Origin of the sequence: Salinarimonas sp., from assembly GCF_040111675.1 — a bacterium.
In the GTDB taxonomy this organism is placed as follows: Bacteria; Pseudomonadota; Alphaproteobacteria; order Rhizobiales; family Beijerinckiaceae; genus Salinarimonas.
Genome location: NZ_CP157794.1, coordinates 1,662,179 through 1,676,122, shown reverse-complemented (window position 1 = coordinate 1,676,122; position 13,944 = coordinate 1,662,179). Strand labels below are relative to the sequence as shown.

At 71.5% G+C, this 13,944-nt stretch carries 14 protein-coding genes; 7 read left to right on the top strand and 7 right to left on the bottom strand.

Features of this window, described 5'->3' with window-relative positions; translation table 11 throughout:
* The first annotated feature begins 17 nt into the window (after window positions 1-17).
* Together ABL310_RS07780 and ABL310_RS07775 are read left to right on the top strand one after the other, a co-directional pair.
* Window positions 18-269 carry a hypothetical protein gene (locus tag ABL310_RS07780; protein ID WP_349371114.1) on the top strand — a complete coding sequence of 84 codons (252 nt, stop codon included), beginning with the start codon at window positions 18-20 and terminating at the stop codon, window positions 267-269.
* 56 nt (window positions 270-325) lie between these two features.
* Entirely contained in the window at window positions 326-577 is a 252-nt protein-coding gene (locus ABL310_RS07775; RefSeq protein ID WP_349371113.1) for a hypothetical protein, read from the top strand.
* A gap of 62 nt (window positions 578-639) precedes the next feature.
* Here the strand turns inward: ABL310_RS07775 and ABL310_RS07770 are convergent, their stop codons facing one another.
* A complete protein-coding gene (locus ABL310_RS07770) occupies window positions 640-813 on the bottom strand; it encodes a hypothetical protein (RefSeq protein WP_349371112.1) in 174 nt (57 codons plus the stop codon).
* Between the two features lie 237 nt (window positions 814-1,050).
* On the opposite strand from ABL310_RS07770, the gene ABL310_RS07765 reads away from it, so the two are divergent.
* Window positions 1,051-2,964 (top strand): hypothetical protein, encoded by a 1,914-nt coding sequence (locus ABL310_RS07765; protein ID WP_349371111.1) that lies wholly within the window; start codon window positions 1,051-1,053, stop codon window positions 2,962-2,964.
* A gap of 151 nt (window positions 2,965-3,115) precedes the next feature.
* The gene (locus ABL310_RS07760; protein WP_349371110.1) at window positions 3,116-3,331 is read left to right on the top strand and encodes a hypothetical protein; all 216 of its coding nucleotides are present in this window, start codon (window positions 3,116-3,118) and stop codon (window positions 3,329-3,331) included.
* A gap of 4 nt (window positions 3,332-3,335) precedes the next feature.
* Here the strand turns inward: ABL310_RS07760 and ABL310_RS07755 are convergent, their stop codons facing one another.
* The 4 genes from ABL310_RS07755 to ABL310_RS07740 form a co-directional block, all read right to left on the bottom strand.
* Entirely contained in the window at window positions 3,336-4,049 is a 714-nt protein-coding gene (locus ABL310_RS07755; protein WP_349371109.1) for an SDR family oxidoreductase, read from the bottom strand.
* 65 nt (window positions 4,050-4,114) lie between these two features.
* The gene (locus ABL310_RS07750; protein WP_349371108.1) at window positions 4,115-5,392 is read right to left on the bottom strand and encodes a DUF763 domain-containing protein; all 1,278 of its coding nucleotides are present in this window, start codon (window positions 5,390-5,392) and stop codon (window positions 4,115-4,117) included.
* Window positions 5,393-5,454: 62 nt separating this feature from the next.
* Window positions 5,455-5,709: a DUF2312 domain-containing protein gene (locus ABL310_RS07745; protein WP_188910342.1), complete on the bottom strand. Its 255-nt coding sequence runs from the start codon at window positions 5,707-5,709 to the stop codon at window positions 5,455-5,457.
* A 188-nt stretch (window positions 5,710-5,897) separates the two neighbouring features.
* Entirely contained in the window at window positions 5,898-6,767 is an 870-nt protein-coding gene (locus tag ABL310_RS07740; protein WP_349371107.1) for a LysR family transcriptional regulator, read from the bottom strand.
* Window positions 6,768-6,874: 107 nt separating this feature from the next.
* Here ABL310_RS07740 and ABL310_RS07735 point away from each other — a divergent pair, with 107 nt between their 5' ends.
* From ABL310_RS07735 to ABL310_RS07725, 3 genes are all read left to right on the top strand, one after another.
* On the top strand, window positions 6,875-8,464 hold the full coding sequence (locus tag ABL310_RS07735) for a proton-conducting transporter membrane subunit (RefSeq protein WP_349371106.1): 1,590 nt from the start codon (window positions 6,875-6,877) through the stop codon (window positions 8,462-8,464).
* Between the two features lie 46 nt (window positions 8,465-8,510).
* Complete coding sequence (locus ABL310_RS07730; protein ID WP_374730402.1) at window positions 8,511-11,030, top strand: YbcC family protein; 2,520 nt, start codon at window positions 8,511-8,513, stop codon at window positions 11,028-11,030.
* Window positions 11,031-11,441: 411 nt separating this feature from the next.
* The gene (locus ABL310_RS07725; RefSeq protein WP_349370788.1) at window positions 11,442-12,506 is read left to right on the top strand and encodes an IS110 family transposase; all 1,065 of its coding nucleotides are present in this window, start codon (window positions 11,442-11,444) and stop codon (window positions 12,504-12,506) included.
* Between the two features lie 386 nt (window positions 12,507-12,892).
* On the opposite strand, the gene nusB is transcribed toward ABL310_RS07725, so the two are convergent.
* Entirely contained in the window at window positions 12,893-13,372 is a 480-nt protein-coding gene (gene nusB / locus ABL310_RS07720; RefSeq protein ID WP_349371104.1) for a transcription antitermination factor NusB, read from the bottom strand.
* Between the two features lie 4 nt (window positions 13,373-13,376).
* Window positions 13,377-13,868, bottom strand: a complete 492-nt coding sequence (ribH, locus tag ABL310_RS07715; protein WP_349371103.1) for a 6,7-dimethyl-8-ribityllumazine synthase — start codon at window positions 13,866-13,868, stop codon at window positions 13,377-13,379.
* Window positions 13,869-13,944 lie beyond the last annotated feature (76 nt).

The following is a 13,944-nucleotide window of genomic DNA, read 5'->3' as shown; positions in this document are numbered from 1 at the left end:
CCCCAGGAGACACCACCATGACCAAGCTCGCTCTCGCCACCGCCGCCGCCGCCGCCCTGTTCGCCGGCTCGGCCCTCGCCGCCCCGTCCGAGGTCACCCTCTACGACGCGCCCCAGCAGAAGGACGCCTTCTTCCAGCTCCAGCGCGGCGCGGCCCCGGACGTGAACGTCACCGGCTCCATCGCGACGCCGGCACCGGTCGTCGCCGACGAGGTCCCCTTCTGGGCCGCCCACGAGCAGATCCGCATCGACGCCCAGAACAACAGCTGATCCCGCCAATCCGACCCGACGCCCCCACAGGCGCACATCCCACAGGAGACACCACCATGACCAAGCTCGCTCTCGCCACCGCCGCCGCTGTCGCCCTCTTCGCCGGCTCGGCCCTCGCCGCCCCCTCCGAGGTCACCCTCTACGACGCGCCCCAGCAGAAGGACGCCTTCTTCCAGCTCCAGCGCGGCGCGGCCCCGGACGTGAACGTCACCGGCTCCATCGCGACGCCGGCCCCGGTCGCCGTCGGCGAGGCGCCCTTCTGGGCCGCCCACGAGACGATCCGGATGATGGCCGAAGACAACAGCTGAGCCCATCCGCCCCCACGCGCACGGCGCCCGCCGGAGAGATCCTCCGGCGGGCGCTCGCGCGTTCAGGAGGCCGCCGCGTCGTCCGCCGCGCGCTGGGCGACGAGCGCCCACACGGTGGCCACGGGCCACAGCAGGATCGTCGCCTGCAGGACGAGCGCGACCGTGCCCGCGATCGGGCGTCTCAGCAGGAACAGGGCGAGGAAAGGCAGGACGAGGGCGAGAACGAAGGCGGCCATGGCGAAGCTCCGGGGGGAAGCGGCGTCCGGGCCCGCGAGCTTACCAGAGCGTTCGGGGAGCGGGATCGGGCGAAACCCGAAGGCGGGCGGCTCGGGCCCGATCCGTCGACGACAGACGGCGTCTCCCCTCCTCGCCACTGCTCTCTTCACCACGAGCGCAAGGCAGCCTCTTTCAGTTGACAATTCCTTAGAAAGCACGCAGTAGCAACGTGCACCACCTTGGCTGGGGGCAGCGACATGGGTGACGCGATCAATGGTACGGCGGCGCGCACCGTCAAAGCGGCGCTTCAGTCTCTGTTCCCGTATGTCGACGGGCAGCTCCCGTACATGTCGTTTCCCGATCGGAAGGGGCGGCCTCCGCGAGCGTACGTCACGCCGCCGATGCTCCCGCCCGATGTGTTCGCCGCGTCGGCCTACTTGCTGGAGCTCAGCGGAGCCTACCACCACGTCGTGTCGGAGCGCACCGGCGCCGGCCCTATGAGGCAGATCCAGGTCGATGCGGCGATGCGCGACGAAGCGGGCAAAGTCGCCGCGGCTTGGCGCGCCTTCGAGCCGAAGACGAACTATAAAGCCGATGATCCGAAGGTATTCGGCCGCTGGTTGCGTGGCGCGGGCGCGCCGCTGACGCGACTGTACGCGTGGTGGGACGCCGTTTTCGAGGCCTGCGCAGACGAGCCGGTCTTCAGGACACTCTCCTACGGCTCGCCTCCGCCGGACTGGTGGAGCCCCGCTTTGAGCCTCTTCATCGCAGCCGACGAGGCTGCGCTGGAATATGGCTGGCGCGTCCCGGAGACGAAGGACGGTGAACAGCCCAGCTGGCTGGAGCGGCTATTCGCGAGCAACTACGGCGCGCAGCTCCGGCAGCCGGCGGAGACGACGACCGACGAGAGCGGCCTCGTCCGAGGGCCCGATTCGGGCGTCGTGACGCTGTCCTCCGCCAACCAGGACGTCGCCACGGTCCTGCCGAAAGCGCGAACCGCGGCCGTGGGGTGCACGTTGCGATCCCTGTCTCACCACCTCGCCCTGCTGCCGGCGCGAGGAATCGCACGCGGCGCCTGGTTTCCGTTTCTGTTCGAAAGCCCTCCAGCGCTCGAGCAGCAAATGAACATCCTTCTGGTGCCGTTCCCGTTCTCGATCGAGGGGAGCGCATTCAGGCCGGCAGCGGACTACATGAACGGGCGATCGCGATTCGGCTATTTCGAGCTGGCGCAGACTTGGCTCGGAAACTCGATGCAAAATGCCCTCGCTCATTTCACAGAAAATCTGATCCATGCGGCCAAGAACGAATGCAGCAATATACATGGAGTCATTTTTCCTGAACTCGCGCTCGATTCAGATACCTATCAGCGCCTGCGCGATGTACTCATCAAGCGCCTTCCGGAAATCGAGTTTCTGATCGCGGGGGTGTCCGAGAGCGAAGACGACAATGGAGAGATTCGCTCGGGCAATTTCGTCTCGATGACTCTCTTCCAGGACAAATCGGGTCAGTCCAAGCATCCGGGCCTTCTCACCCAGCGCGAGAAGCATCATCGTTGGCGCCTCGATCGCTATCAGATCCTGGAGTATGGGCTCGAAGGCTTTCTCGACCCGTCATGTCTCTGGTGGGAGAACATCGACCTGCTGAGCCGACGCGTCGACTTCGCGGTCGTACGTCCCGGGACCGTCATCAGCGCGATGATCTGCGAGGACCTCGCGCGCGTCGACCCTTGCCAGGAGCTGCTTCGGGCTGTCGGCCCGAACATCGTCTTCGCGCTGTTGATGGACGCGCCTCAGCTGCGCGCGCGCTGGCCCGCGCGTTACGCAACGGTGCTCGCCGAAGACCCGGGAAGCGCGGTCCTGACGCTGACCTCCCGTGCGCTGATGACGAGGCAGCACCGGACGTCTCGTCGCCTATCGACGAACGGAAGCGACCGGGTGGTAGCGCTTTGGCGCGACGATGCGGGCGCACCGATCGAGATAGCCTGCCCCTACGGGGCACATGCAGTCAGGCTGACCCTCTCGGCTGTCCGCGTGTCGGACGTCACGCTCGACGGGAGAGAGGACGACAGGGCTGTCGCCTGGCGCTACGAAAATCACGCGCCGGTCTGCCTCCCGGACCCCGGCGCCTTCGGCGGGGTCCTGGGCGCAGAGGACGTGGCATGCCGCCCATGATTGCGTCGCTTCGCCGCGGATGGCGCATGCACCCCGGGGCACGTCGAACGCGTCTTTACGATGCGCGTTCAGCTTGCTTCAATTCTTGTACGGCCTATATTGCCGAGGACTATCGGAGGAATCCATGCAGAGGGTAGCCAGGGATGTGATCATGAGGATCACGGAGCAGACGCGGCAGCTCAGCCAGAGCCCCGACGTCCTGGCCATGGAGTCCCTGCCCGGCTATCGGAGCGTCTCGCGCGCCTTCGGTGGCGACCGCCGCGAGATCGCGCATGGCGGCAAGTCGAACTGGCAGCCGTCCGGGTCCCCCTCCGAAGCCGGAGCCGACGGAAACTCGCCTGACACCGGCTCGGCGCCGGGCATCTGAACGGTCACCCCTCCTCCACCGGCGGCGTCGGCAGGATGGTCAGCTCGTGCACGTCGACGCCCGGCGGCTGGGCCAGCGCGTAGACGACGCTGCGGGCGACGTCCTCCGGGCGGAGCGCATCCGGCTTCGGCTCGTCGAAGAACGCCGTGTCGACCATGCCGGGCTCGATCAAGGTCACCCGCACGCCCGTGCCGCGCAGCTCCTCGCGCAGATTGTAGCCGATGGCGGTGACCGCCCATTTCGAGGCGGCGTACATCGAGCCCGCCAGCACCCGCCGCCCGGCGACGGAGCCGGTGATCAGCACGTGCCCGCGCGCCGCCTTCAGATGGGCCAAAGTCGCGCGCAGCGTGTAGGCGACGCCGAGGATATTGACGTCGACCAGCTTGCGCCAGCTCTCCGGCGGCGCGCCGGAGAAGCCGCCGGGCGCGCCTCCCGTGCCGGCATTGGCGAAGACGGCGTCGATCCGGCCGAAGCGCTCCACGACCGCGGCGGCCATGCGCTCCTGGTCGGCATAGTCCGTCACGTCGCAGGGAAAGGCGGCGGCGCGATCCGCCCCGATCTCCGAGACGAGAGCCTCGAGCTTCTCCACCGAGCGCGCCGCCAGCGCCACGCGCCACCCCTCCCCCGCCGCAGCGCGCGCGGTCGCGGCGCCGATGCCGGAGGAGGCGCCGGTGACGAGGAGGACCTTGTCGTCGGGGGCGGGGGTGGTGGCGGGCATCGGGGGCTCCTGTCTGGATGATCAGACGGAGGAACGCCTCGCGCCGCCGGATGGTTGGCGCGCCCTCAGGCCGCGGGCCCGGCCACGTCGCTCTCCCCCTTCTCCCACCCGAACACGCTGCGCCCGCCACATGCCGGCGACATCCGCCGCTCCCGCGCCATGAACGCGTCCACCGACGGACCCTCCGCCACGGCCTCGAGCCGGCGGGCCTGGTCGTCGAGGCGGCGGAGCGCCGCGAGTTCCTCCGCCTCGCCGAGCCGCGCCTTGCGCAATGCGGATTTCATCACGGCGATGGTGCGGTCGTAGACGGCGGTGGGCACCGGATAGGGATGGCGGTCCTTGCCGCCATGGGCCAGCGAGAAGCGGGCGGGATCGCTGAAGCGGCAGGGCGCGCCGTGCAGCACCTCGGCCACCATCGCCAGCGAGAGCACGGTGCGCGCGCCGACGCCGGGCGTCATCAGGAGATCGGGGAAGTCGACCGGCCCGCGCTCGGCCGCGGCGGCGAGGGCGCCGTGGAGCCTGCGGGCGACCACGGTCTCGGGACGCACCTCTTCGTGGCGCGGCATGACGAGATGCGGCAGGAGCGGCTGCGCGGGCTGGGGCTCGGGCGTCGGGGCGGGCTGGCCCGCGCCACCGCCGTCCAGCTTCAGCGCCTCGGCGACGATCCGGTCCGGCCCGAGCTCGGCGAGGAGCGCGACCTGCCCCGTGCGCGAGGCGGCGGCGCGCCGGTCGGCGAGGTTGACGATCGTGCCCTGCCCCCGTCCCTCGACGGCGGCGTGCGGGCTGTCGACGAAGCTCTCCAGCCCCTCCGAGAGCCAATGGTAGCGGCGCGCCTGCCGCCGCTCGCCGTTCATGCCCTGCTGGATCACCGTCCATCGGCCGTCGTCGGTGACGACGAAGCCGTGGAGATAGAGCTCGAACCCGTCCTGCACCGCCGCGGAATCGACCTTGGCGACGAGCCGGCTCGCCCTGGCGAGGGCATCGCCGTCGAGCCCGGTGCGCTCGGCGACCGCGAGGAGCTCCGCCGGCGTCGCCCGCGAATGCCGCCCGCGCCCGCCGCAGACATGGATGCCGAGCTCGCGCGCCTTCGGCCCGAGCCCGCGCTTCAAGGCGCCGATCACGCTCGTCGTGATGCCCGACGAGTGCCAGTCCATGCCGATGACGGCGCCGAAGCTCTGGAACCAGAACGGATGGGCGAGACGGCGCAGGAACTCGTCGCGCCCGTATTCCAGCACGATCGCCTCGGCCATCACGGCGCCCAGCGCCGACATGCGCGCGCCGAGCCAATGCGGCACGCGGCCGCCGTGGAGGGGGAGATCGGCGCTGCCGGCGCGTGTCGTCATGAGAACGGAGCGTAAACGAAGCGCGCCTGCCCGGCAAGCCCGCCGTCCCGCGCCGGCGCGCCTCACGCCATGCCGAGCGCCTGCATGTAGAGCTCGAGGATCGCCTCCTCCTCCTGGCGCTCGGAGGCGTCCTTCTTGCGGATCTTGAGGATCTGGCGCACGGCCTTGGCGTCGAAGCCGCGACCCTTCAGCTCGGCGAAGACGTCCTTGATGTCCGACTGGATGCCGGCCTTCTCCTCCTCCAGCCGCTCGATGCGCTCGATGAACTGGCGGAGCTCGTCGGCGGCGACCCCGGAATCGGCGACGTCTGCGACCATGGTGGCGATCCTTCTCGAGATGAACGGCGCGGCCGGGCTGCGGCTCTCGCGCGGGCGATGTCGGAGGGTTGCGATAGCCGCGCCCGCGGGCCGACGCAAGGCCGCAGACGCGGCCGCGCGGTCGCGGGCGCGGGGCTGGGGACGGGCCTGTGGGAATTGCGGGGATAGCGGGCCGAAACGCCCTCCCCTCATCCCAGCAGCTCCCCCACCAGCGGGTTCGGGAACCGCCGCCGCAGCGTGATCGCGTAGAAGCTCTCCGAGAGCAGCGGCACGCGCGCGCGCTCGACCAGGACCCCGCTCGCCAGCTCGTCGCGCACCACGATGGGCGGGACGAGGGTCAGGCCGTCGCTCTCCCGGGCGAGGAGGCGCAGCATGGCCATGTCGTCGACCTCGGCGAGGATCGAGGGGCGCACGCGGGCGGCGTCGCAGAGGCGGTCGAAGGCCAGGCGCAGCTCGCTCTCGGCGGACGGCAGCACCATCGGCGCGCCGTCGAGATCCTCCGGCACGCGCAGCGCCCCGTTCCCCGCAACGGGCCGGCCGACGATGGAGACCGGCTGCTCGTCGAGGAGCCGGCTCTCGCGCGGCGCGGCCGCATCGCGCGGGGCGGGCGCGTTGGCCAGCACGAGGTCGAGCTCGTGCGCGTCGAGGAGGCCCAGGAGCTCGCGCAGCGTCCCCGAGCGCAGGACGAGGTCGACGTCCGGCCGGCCGATCAGCGGGCGGAGCAGCGCGAGCTGGAAGTTGCGCGAGAGCGTCGCGATGGCGCCGACCCTGAGCGCCCGGCGAGTCGCGCCAGGGCGCTCGCGCAGGGTCGAGACCAGCTCCTCGCCGGTCTTGAACACGCTGTCGGCGTAGTCGAGCGCGATCCGCCCGGCCTCGGTGAGCTCGAGCCGCTTGCCCTCGCGGGTGAACAGGTCGTGGCCGAGCTGCTCCTCCAGCGATCGCAGCTGAACGGAGAGCGCCGATTGCGAGACGTTGAGCCGCCGCGCGGCCTTGGTGAGCCCGCCCTCGTGGGCGATGGTCCAGAAATAGCGCAGGTGATGGTAGTTCAGCGTGGCCATGGGATCGTTCTACCAGAGCGAACGATGTCTTGCAAAGTTTGAATTTTTCAGAAGCAACGTGGACGCCTATATCCGATTCGGAGACGTGCTAATCCGGAGAATCCCTTATGTCGGCCCTGCTCGCCTGGCTCGCCGCCCTCGGCCCAGCCGCCCTCCTCGTGGTCGGGCTGATCCCGACCTCCCGCGCGAACGCCGAGCCGCGCGCCATGGCGCGCTACGCCCGCCTCGCGGCGCTGGTGGCGCTCGGCGCGAGCGTGGCGACGGGCCTCGCGGTGATCGCGGCGGGGCCGCTCTACACCGGGACGCTGGGCGTCGGCGGGGTCGGCCTCGCGCTCTACGCGGACGCGTTCTCGGCCCTGATGCTGGTGCTCGTCTCCTTCGTCGGCGCCATCGTGGTCGCCTACTCGAAGAACTATCTCGACGGGGACCCGCACCACGGCCGCTTCATCAAGCTGCTGTCGCTCACCATCGCCGCCGCGCTGGTGCTGATGGCCTCGGGCAACCTCTTCCATCTCGTCCTCGCCTGGATCGCGACGAGCCTCGGCCTGCATCAGCTCCTCGTCTTCTACAAGGATCGGCCGTACGCCGTGCTCGCGGCGCGCAAGAAGGGGATCGCGAGCCGCGTCGGCGACGCGGCGCTGATCGTCGCCTCCGCGCTCGTGCTCGGCGTCTTCGGTACGCTCGAGATCCCGGTCCTCCTCGCCGAGGCCACCGCCATGGCCGAGGCCGGCGAGACGCCTTGGGCCGTGCACGTCGCGGTCCTCCTGATCGTGCTCGCGGCGCTGGTGAAGTCGGCCCAGTTCCCGGTCCACGGCTGGCTCGGCGAGGTGATGGAGACGCCGACCCCGGTCTCCGCCCTGCTCCACGCCGGCATCATCAATCGCGGCGGCTTCCTGATCGTGCGGCTCTCGCCGCTCGTCGTCCTCTCGGCGCCCTCCATGGACGTGCTCGCGATCGTCGGCGGCTTCACGGCGCTGTTCGGCTCGCTGGTGATGCTGACGGCGCCGAGCGTGAAGGTGGCGCTCGCCTATTCCACCATCGGGCAGATGGGCTTCATGCTGCTCCAGTGCGGGCTCGGCGCCTTCTCGGCGGCGGCGCTGCACATCGTGGCGCACGCCCTCTACAAGGCCCACGCCTTCCTCTCCTCGGGCTCGGCGGTCGAGACCATCCGCGCCGCGCTGCCGCCGGAGGAGGCGAAGATGCCGAACCCGGCGATCTACGGCGCGACGCTGGCCGCCTCGGTGGCGCTCACCCTCGCGGTCGGGGCGGTGTTCGGCGCGAGCATTCTCGACAATCCGGGCGCCTTCGCGCTCGCCGCGGTCGTGGCGCTCGGCGTCGCCCATTACCTCGCGACGGTGCTGTCTCAGGAGACCGCGGTGAAGGCGCTCGGCTCGGCGGCGGCGCTCGCCGGGGTCGTGGTGGTCGCCTACTACGCGCTCCAGGCCGCCGCCGCCTGGCTGCTCGCCGGCGCGGTGGCCCCGAGCCTGACGCTCGAGAGCGCCTTCGACGGCTTCGTGGTCGGCCTCGTCGTGGTCTCGTTCGCCGCGGCGCTCGCGATCCAGACCTTCGCCCCCGCCCTCGCGAAGCACCGGCCCTTCGCCGCCCTCTACGTCCACATCGCCAACGGCTTCTACGTGAACGCCTACGCCACCCGCCTCGCCGCCCGGCTCGCGCCGGTCACGGTGAAGAAGTCCTGATCCGGAGGTTCTCGTGATGACCAAGAAGACTCCCGCCGAGCTCACCATGGATCAGGCCGCGCTCGCCCGCGCCGAGAGCGTGGGCGCCCGCGAGGCGGCCGCGTCGCTCGCGAGCCTCGAGAGCGAGGTCGCGACGGCCTGCGGCCGGATCGCGCCGCTCTGGCCGCTCAAGCACTTCGTGGCGGTCAACCCCTATCTCGGCCTGATCGACCAGAGCTTCGCCGAGGCCGCCTCGACCCTCGCCCGCATCTCCGGCGCACGGCTGACCCTGCCGCGGTCCTCCTACGCGGCGAAGCACGCCGCCGGCGAGATCACCGACGCCGACCTCGCCCAGGCGCTCCACGGCGCCGGGAAAGGGGCGCCCGCCGATCTCGGCGCCTTGAAGACGAAGATGGCCGAGGACGGGCCCTTCTGCCCGCTCGCCATGACCGCCGCCGAGGCGATCGACGTCGCCACCGGCCGCGATCCGGCGACCGGCGCCGCCGCGCTCGTGGTCGAGGAGATCTCGAAGTTCTGCGCCCGCTATTTCGACGAGGGCCAGGCGCTCTGGCGAGCGCCCGTGCGGGGCAAGGGCCTCTACGACGCCTGGCGGGCGCAGGCCGCCTTCGACCTGACGCCCGAGGTGATGGGCTTTGCCGGCTTCCGCAAGGCGCTGGCGCTGCTGCCCGAGGACGCGGACGCCGCCATCGCCACGGCGATCGCCGATCTCGGCGTGCCGGAGGCCGCCTGGGCGGACTACCTGTACCGGGCGCTCGTCACCATCAACGGCTGGGCCTCCTACGCCCGCTACCTCGTCTGGAACGCCGAGCTCGACGGCGGGAGCGATCCCGTCCTCAAGGAGCTCCTCGCGGTGCGCCTCTCCTACGACGCGGCGCTCCTCGCGGTGACGCCGCAGGCGAAGGCGACCTTCGACGCCGCGCTGACGAAGATGAGCGCTCCCCGGACGCTCGATCCAGAGCGGCTCGTCGACGCCATCCTGCAGGACGCCGCCGAGATCGCCCATCGGCGCGGCCTCGTTTCGCGGGTGGTCGAGGCCAACCGGGCGGCCGACGCCGCGCCGGCCGAGGCCGAGCGGCCCGCGGCCCAGGCCGCCTTCTGCATCGACGTGCGCTCGGAGGTCTTCCGGCGCGCGCTGGAGACGGTGGCGCCCGGCGTACAGACCATCGGCTTCGCCGGCTTCTTCGGCCTGCCGATCGAGTACGTGCCGCTCGGCCGGCGCCGGGGCGGCGCGCAGTGCCCGGTCCTGCTCAAGCCCGCCTTCGTCGTCTGCGAGGAGGTGAAGGACGCCGGCGCGCAGGAGCAGGAGGAGGTCGCCGGCCTGCGCAAGCTCCGCAAGGAGGCCGCCAAGTCCTGGAAGACCTTCAAGCAATCGGCCGTCTCCTCCTTCGCCTACGTCGAGGCGGCGGGCCTGCTCTTCGCCGGCAAGCTCGTCGGCGACACGCTCGGCAAGACTCGGCCGGTGACGCATCCGGCGGTGGACGGGCTCGACGCCGACGTCGCGAAGCGCCTCGCGCCGACGCTCGCTGGGAGCGAGATCGACGGCCGGCTCGCCGGCATCGATGTGGAGCAGCGCATCGCCACGGCGCAGGTCGTGCTCAAGGCCATGTCGATGACGGGCCCCTACGGCCGGCTGATCATGCTCGCCGGCCACGGCTCGACCACGGTCAACAACCCGCACGCGTCCGGCCTCGATTGCGGCGCCTGCGGCGGCCACACGGGCGAGGCCAACGCGCGGGTCACCACCGCCATCCTCAACGACCCCGCCGTCCGCGAGGGGCTGAAGGAGGCGGGCATGGGCCTGCCGGACGACACCTGGTTCGTCCCGGCCCTGCACGACACCACCACCGACGAGGTGCATCTCTACGACACCGAGATCCTGCCGCAGAGCCATGCGGGCGACCTCGCCCGGCTGAAGGCCTGGCTCGCCCAGGCCGGCGCGCTGACCCGCCTCGAGCGCTCGGCGCTGCTCGCCCTCGACGCGCCGGGGGCGAACGTCGACGGACAGGTGCTGGCGCGCGCCAACGACTGGTCGCAGGTGCGGCCCGAATGGGGCCTCGCCGGCTGCGCCGCCTTCGTCGCCGCCCCGCGGGCGCGCACCCGCGGCGTCGACCTCGGCGGGCGCTCCTTCCTGCACGATTACGAATGGGAGGCGGACGAGGGCTTCGGCATCCTCGAGCTGATCATGACCGCCCCGATGGTCGTCGCCTCCTGGATCAGCCTGCAGTACTACGGCTCGTCGGTCGACAATGCGGCCTTCGGCTCCGGCAACAAGGTCCTGCACAACGTCGTCGGCGGCCTCGGCGTGCTGGAGGGCAATGCCGGCGACCTGAAGGTCGGCCTGCCCCTGCAATCCGTCTCCGACGGCGAGCGCCTCGTCCACGAGCCGCTGCGCCTCAACGTCTTCATCGAGGCGCCGATCGAGGAGATGAACAAGATCATCTCGAAGCATGAGAGCGTGCGCCACCTCGTCGACAATGGCTGGCTCCATCTCTTCCAGCTCGCCGACGAGGGGAGGACCGTGCGCCGCTACGTGGGCGCGCTGGCGTGGGAGACGATCGAGGGGTGAGAGACGGGGGGCACCGCCCCTCCGGGCCGCTCGCGCGGCCCACCTCCCCTGCGGGGAGATGCCGGCCGCGCGCTGCATCGGGCGGTGGCGACAAGCGCGTCCGACACCTCCCCGAAGGAGAGGTCGATCGGAGTCGGACTGGAGGACAACAGCGCCGACGGGTGAGCGCCTGCCGCACGCGCTGTCACCCCGGGTCGCGAAGCGGGCCCGGGGCCCAGAACCGCCGACGTTTGTCTCAGCGTGCGCGGCAGCGCGCGCGTCCCTCGACAAGGATGCAGGCGTGTCACGACGCGGCGCTGGCGCGCCGCTCCTCATGGCTCCGGAGCGTATGTTGGTGTGGACGGCCCCACCCGGCGGCATCTGTGTGCCAAGATGGAGTATCTGCAGCTCGATCTGAGGGAGGGACCGTCCATGAAGGAGTTTAGCGCGATCGGCATCGACACGTCCAAGGCTCATTTCGCGGTGTCCGGCGCGGACGCGTCGGGCCGGGAGGTCTGGCGCGAGAGCGGGACGCCGGCGCGGATGAAGAAGAAGCTTTCGGCGCTTGCGCCGACGCTGATCGGGATCGAGGCGTGCCGGGGCGCGCACCTTCTCGCGCGCGAGCTCGTCGCCATGGGCCACGACGCGCGCATCGTGCCGCCCCAGCTCGCCAAGCCCTTCGTCGGGCGCAACAAGAACGACGCCGCCGACGCCCGGGCGATCTGCCGGGCCGTGCGGGAGCCGGACACGACCTTCGTGCCGATCAAGAGCGAGGCGCAGCAGGCGGCCGCCATGCTCGTCGACCACCGGCGGGCGCTCCAGGCGCGCCGAACCGAGATCGGCAACCGCGTTCGCGGCTACGCCGCCGAGCTCGGGATCGTGGCTCCGCAGGGCGCCCGATACATCCCCACGATCCTCGGCGAGATCCTCGCCCGCACGGACCTGCCGACGCACGCGCGGCTCGTCTTCGAGGATCTCGCCGACGAATGGGAGCGCCTCGGCCCGCGGGTCGCGGCCGCGGAGGCCGCGCTCGTGAAGGCGGCGCGGGCGAGCGAGGCCTGCCGCCGGCTGATGGAGGTGCCCTGCGTCGGCCCGGTCGTGGCCTGGCGCACGATGGTGGCGGTGGGCGATCCGCGGCGCTTCCGCTCGGGACGCGCCTTCGCCGGCTGGCTCGGGCTCACTCCGCGCGACCACACCACCGCCAACAGGCAGCGCCTCGGCGCCATCACCCGCGCGGGCGACATGGCGCTCAGGGCCGATCTCGTCTGCGCGGCGACGGCGCTGCTCCAGCAGGTGAAGCGCCGCGGCGAGGAGGCCTGCGGCGGCGGGCGGCTCGTCGCCTGGGCGGCGCGGCTCCTGCCCAAGAAGAAGTTCAAGGAGGTCGCGGTCGCGCTGGCCAACCGGGTGGCGCGGATCCTGTGGAAGCTCCTCGCCTCCGGCGCGCGCTTCGACCGCGATCACGGCCCGGCCCTCGAGCCGCTGGAGGCCGCGGCGTGAGCGCCGCCGCACCCCGTTTCGCGCCGGCCGGCCGCACCTGCGGCCGCCCCGGCGCGCCCGAGACGCCCGCCGCCCGCCGTGCCCTCCGGGGCCGACAAGCGAGGGCGTGACCTGCAGGAACGAGAGGTGGACCATCGACACGTCGATGATCGGGCCAAGCCGCGGGACCCAATGGCGCGATGAAATCGCGGGTATGTTCGGCGCCCGATCAAGCGTAACCCATCTTGGCCAGCGGCCCTCGGGCCGCGCGAACAGGTCGGACATATGGGTGCAGGCGATCTCGATGAGCCGGCTCGACCCTCTTGCAGACCAGGGGCCGTCCACATATGGGTCCCGGATCGCCTTCGGCGTCCGGGATGACAGCGGTGCGCCCCCCTAACGCCCCCCTAACGCCCCTTGGCGAACTCCTCCGCCCGCACCTCGTGCGCCACCGCGTCGAGCACCGCGTTCACCATGCCCGGCTCGTCCTCGCCGTAGAAGGCGTGGGCGACGTCGACGTATTCGGTGATGGCGACGCGGGCCGGCACGTCCTTGCGGTACATCAGCTCGTAGCCGCCGGCGCGCAGGATGGCGCGCAGCACCGCTTCGACGCGCTTCAGGGGCCACTTCTCGGCGAGCGCGGCGTCGACCTTCACGTCGATGGCGCGCTGCTCGCGCACGACGCCCTGGAGGATGTCGCGGAAAAAATCGAGGTCGGAGGGGGCGCCCTCGACGCCCTCGACCTCGCGGCCGATCCAGAAGGCCTCGAACTCGGCGAGCGCGTCGATCACGCCCTTGCCGGCGACGTCCATCTGGTAGAGCGCCTGCACGGCGGCGAGGCGGGCGGCGGCGCGGGCGGCGGCGCGGTTGGGCTTGGGGCTCGCCATGGGATCAGGCCTCCCCGCGCAGGCGGCCCGCGATGGCCGCGAGGCCGAGCGCGGCCCGCGCCGCGCCCCCGCCCTTGTCCATCTCCGACACCTTGGCGCGGGCCCAGGCCTGCGCCTCGGTCTCGACCGTGAGGATGCCGTTGCCGAGCGGGATCTTGCGGGCCACCGAGAGGTCCATCAGCGCGCGGGCGCTCTCGAAGGCGACGATCTCGAAATGCGCCGTCTCGCCGCGGATCACGCAACCGAGCGTCACCGCCGCCTCGTAGGGACGCCCCGCCGCCGCGGCGGCGTCCAGCGCGATCGCCACGCAGGCGGGGATCTCCAGCGCCCCGTCCACGGTGAGCACGTCGACCGCGACCTGCGCCTCCGCGCACACGGCCCGCACGCCCTCCAGCAGCGCGTCGGCGAGGCCGTCGTAGTAGCGCGCCTCGACGACGAGGACGCGCGCCCCGGGCAAGGGTTCGACCGGGCGGCTCTGGGCGTGGGTGGCGACCATGAAAGGCGTGTCTCGCAGGGATCGGATGTCGGGCGCTTCAGTTAAGGGGCGCGGGGCCCGGAGGCAAGTGCGGCGT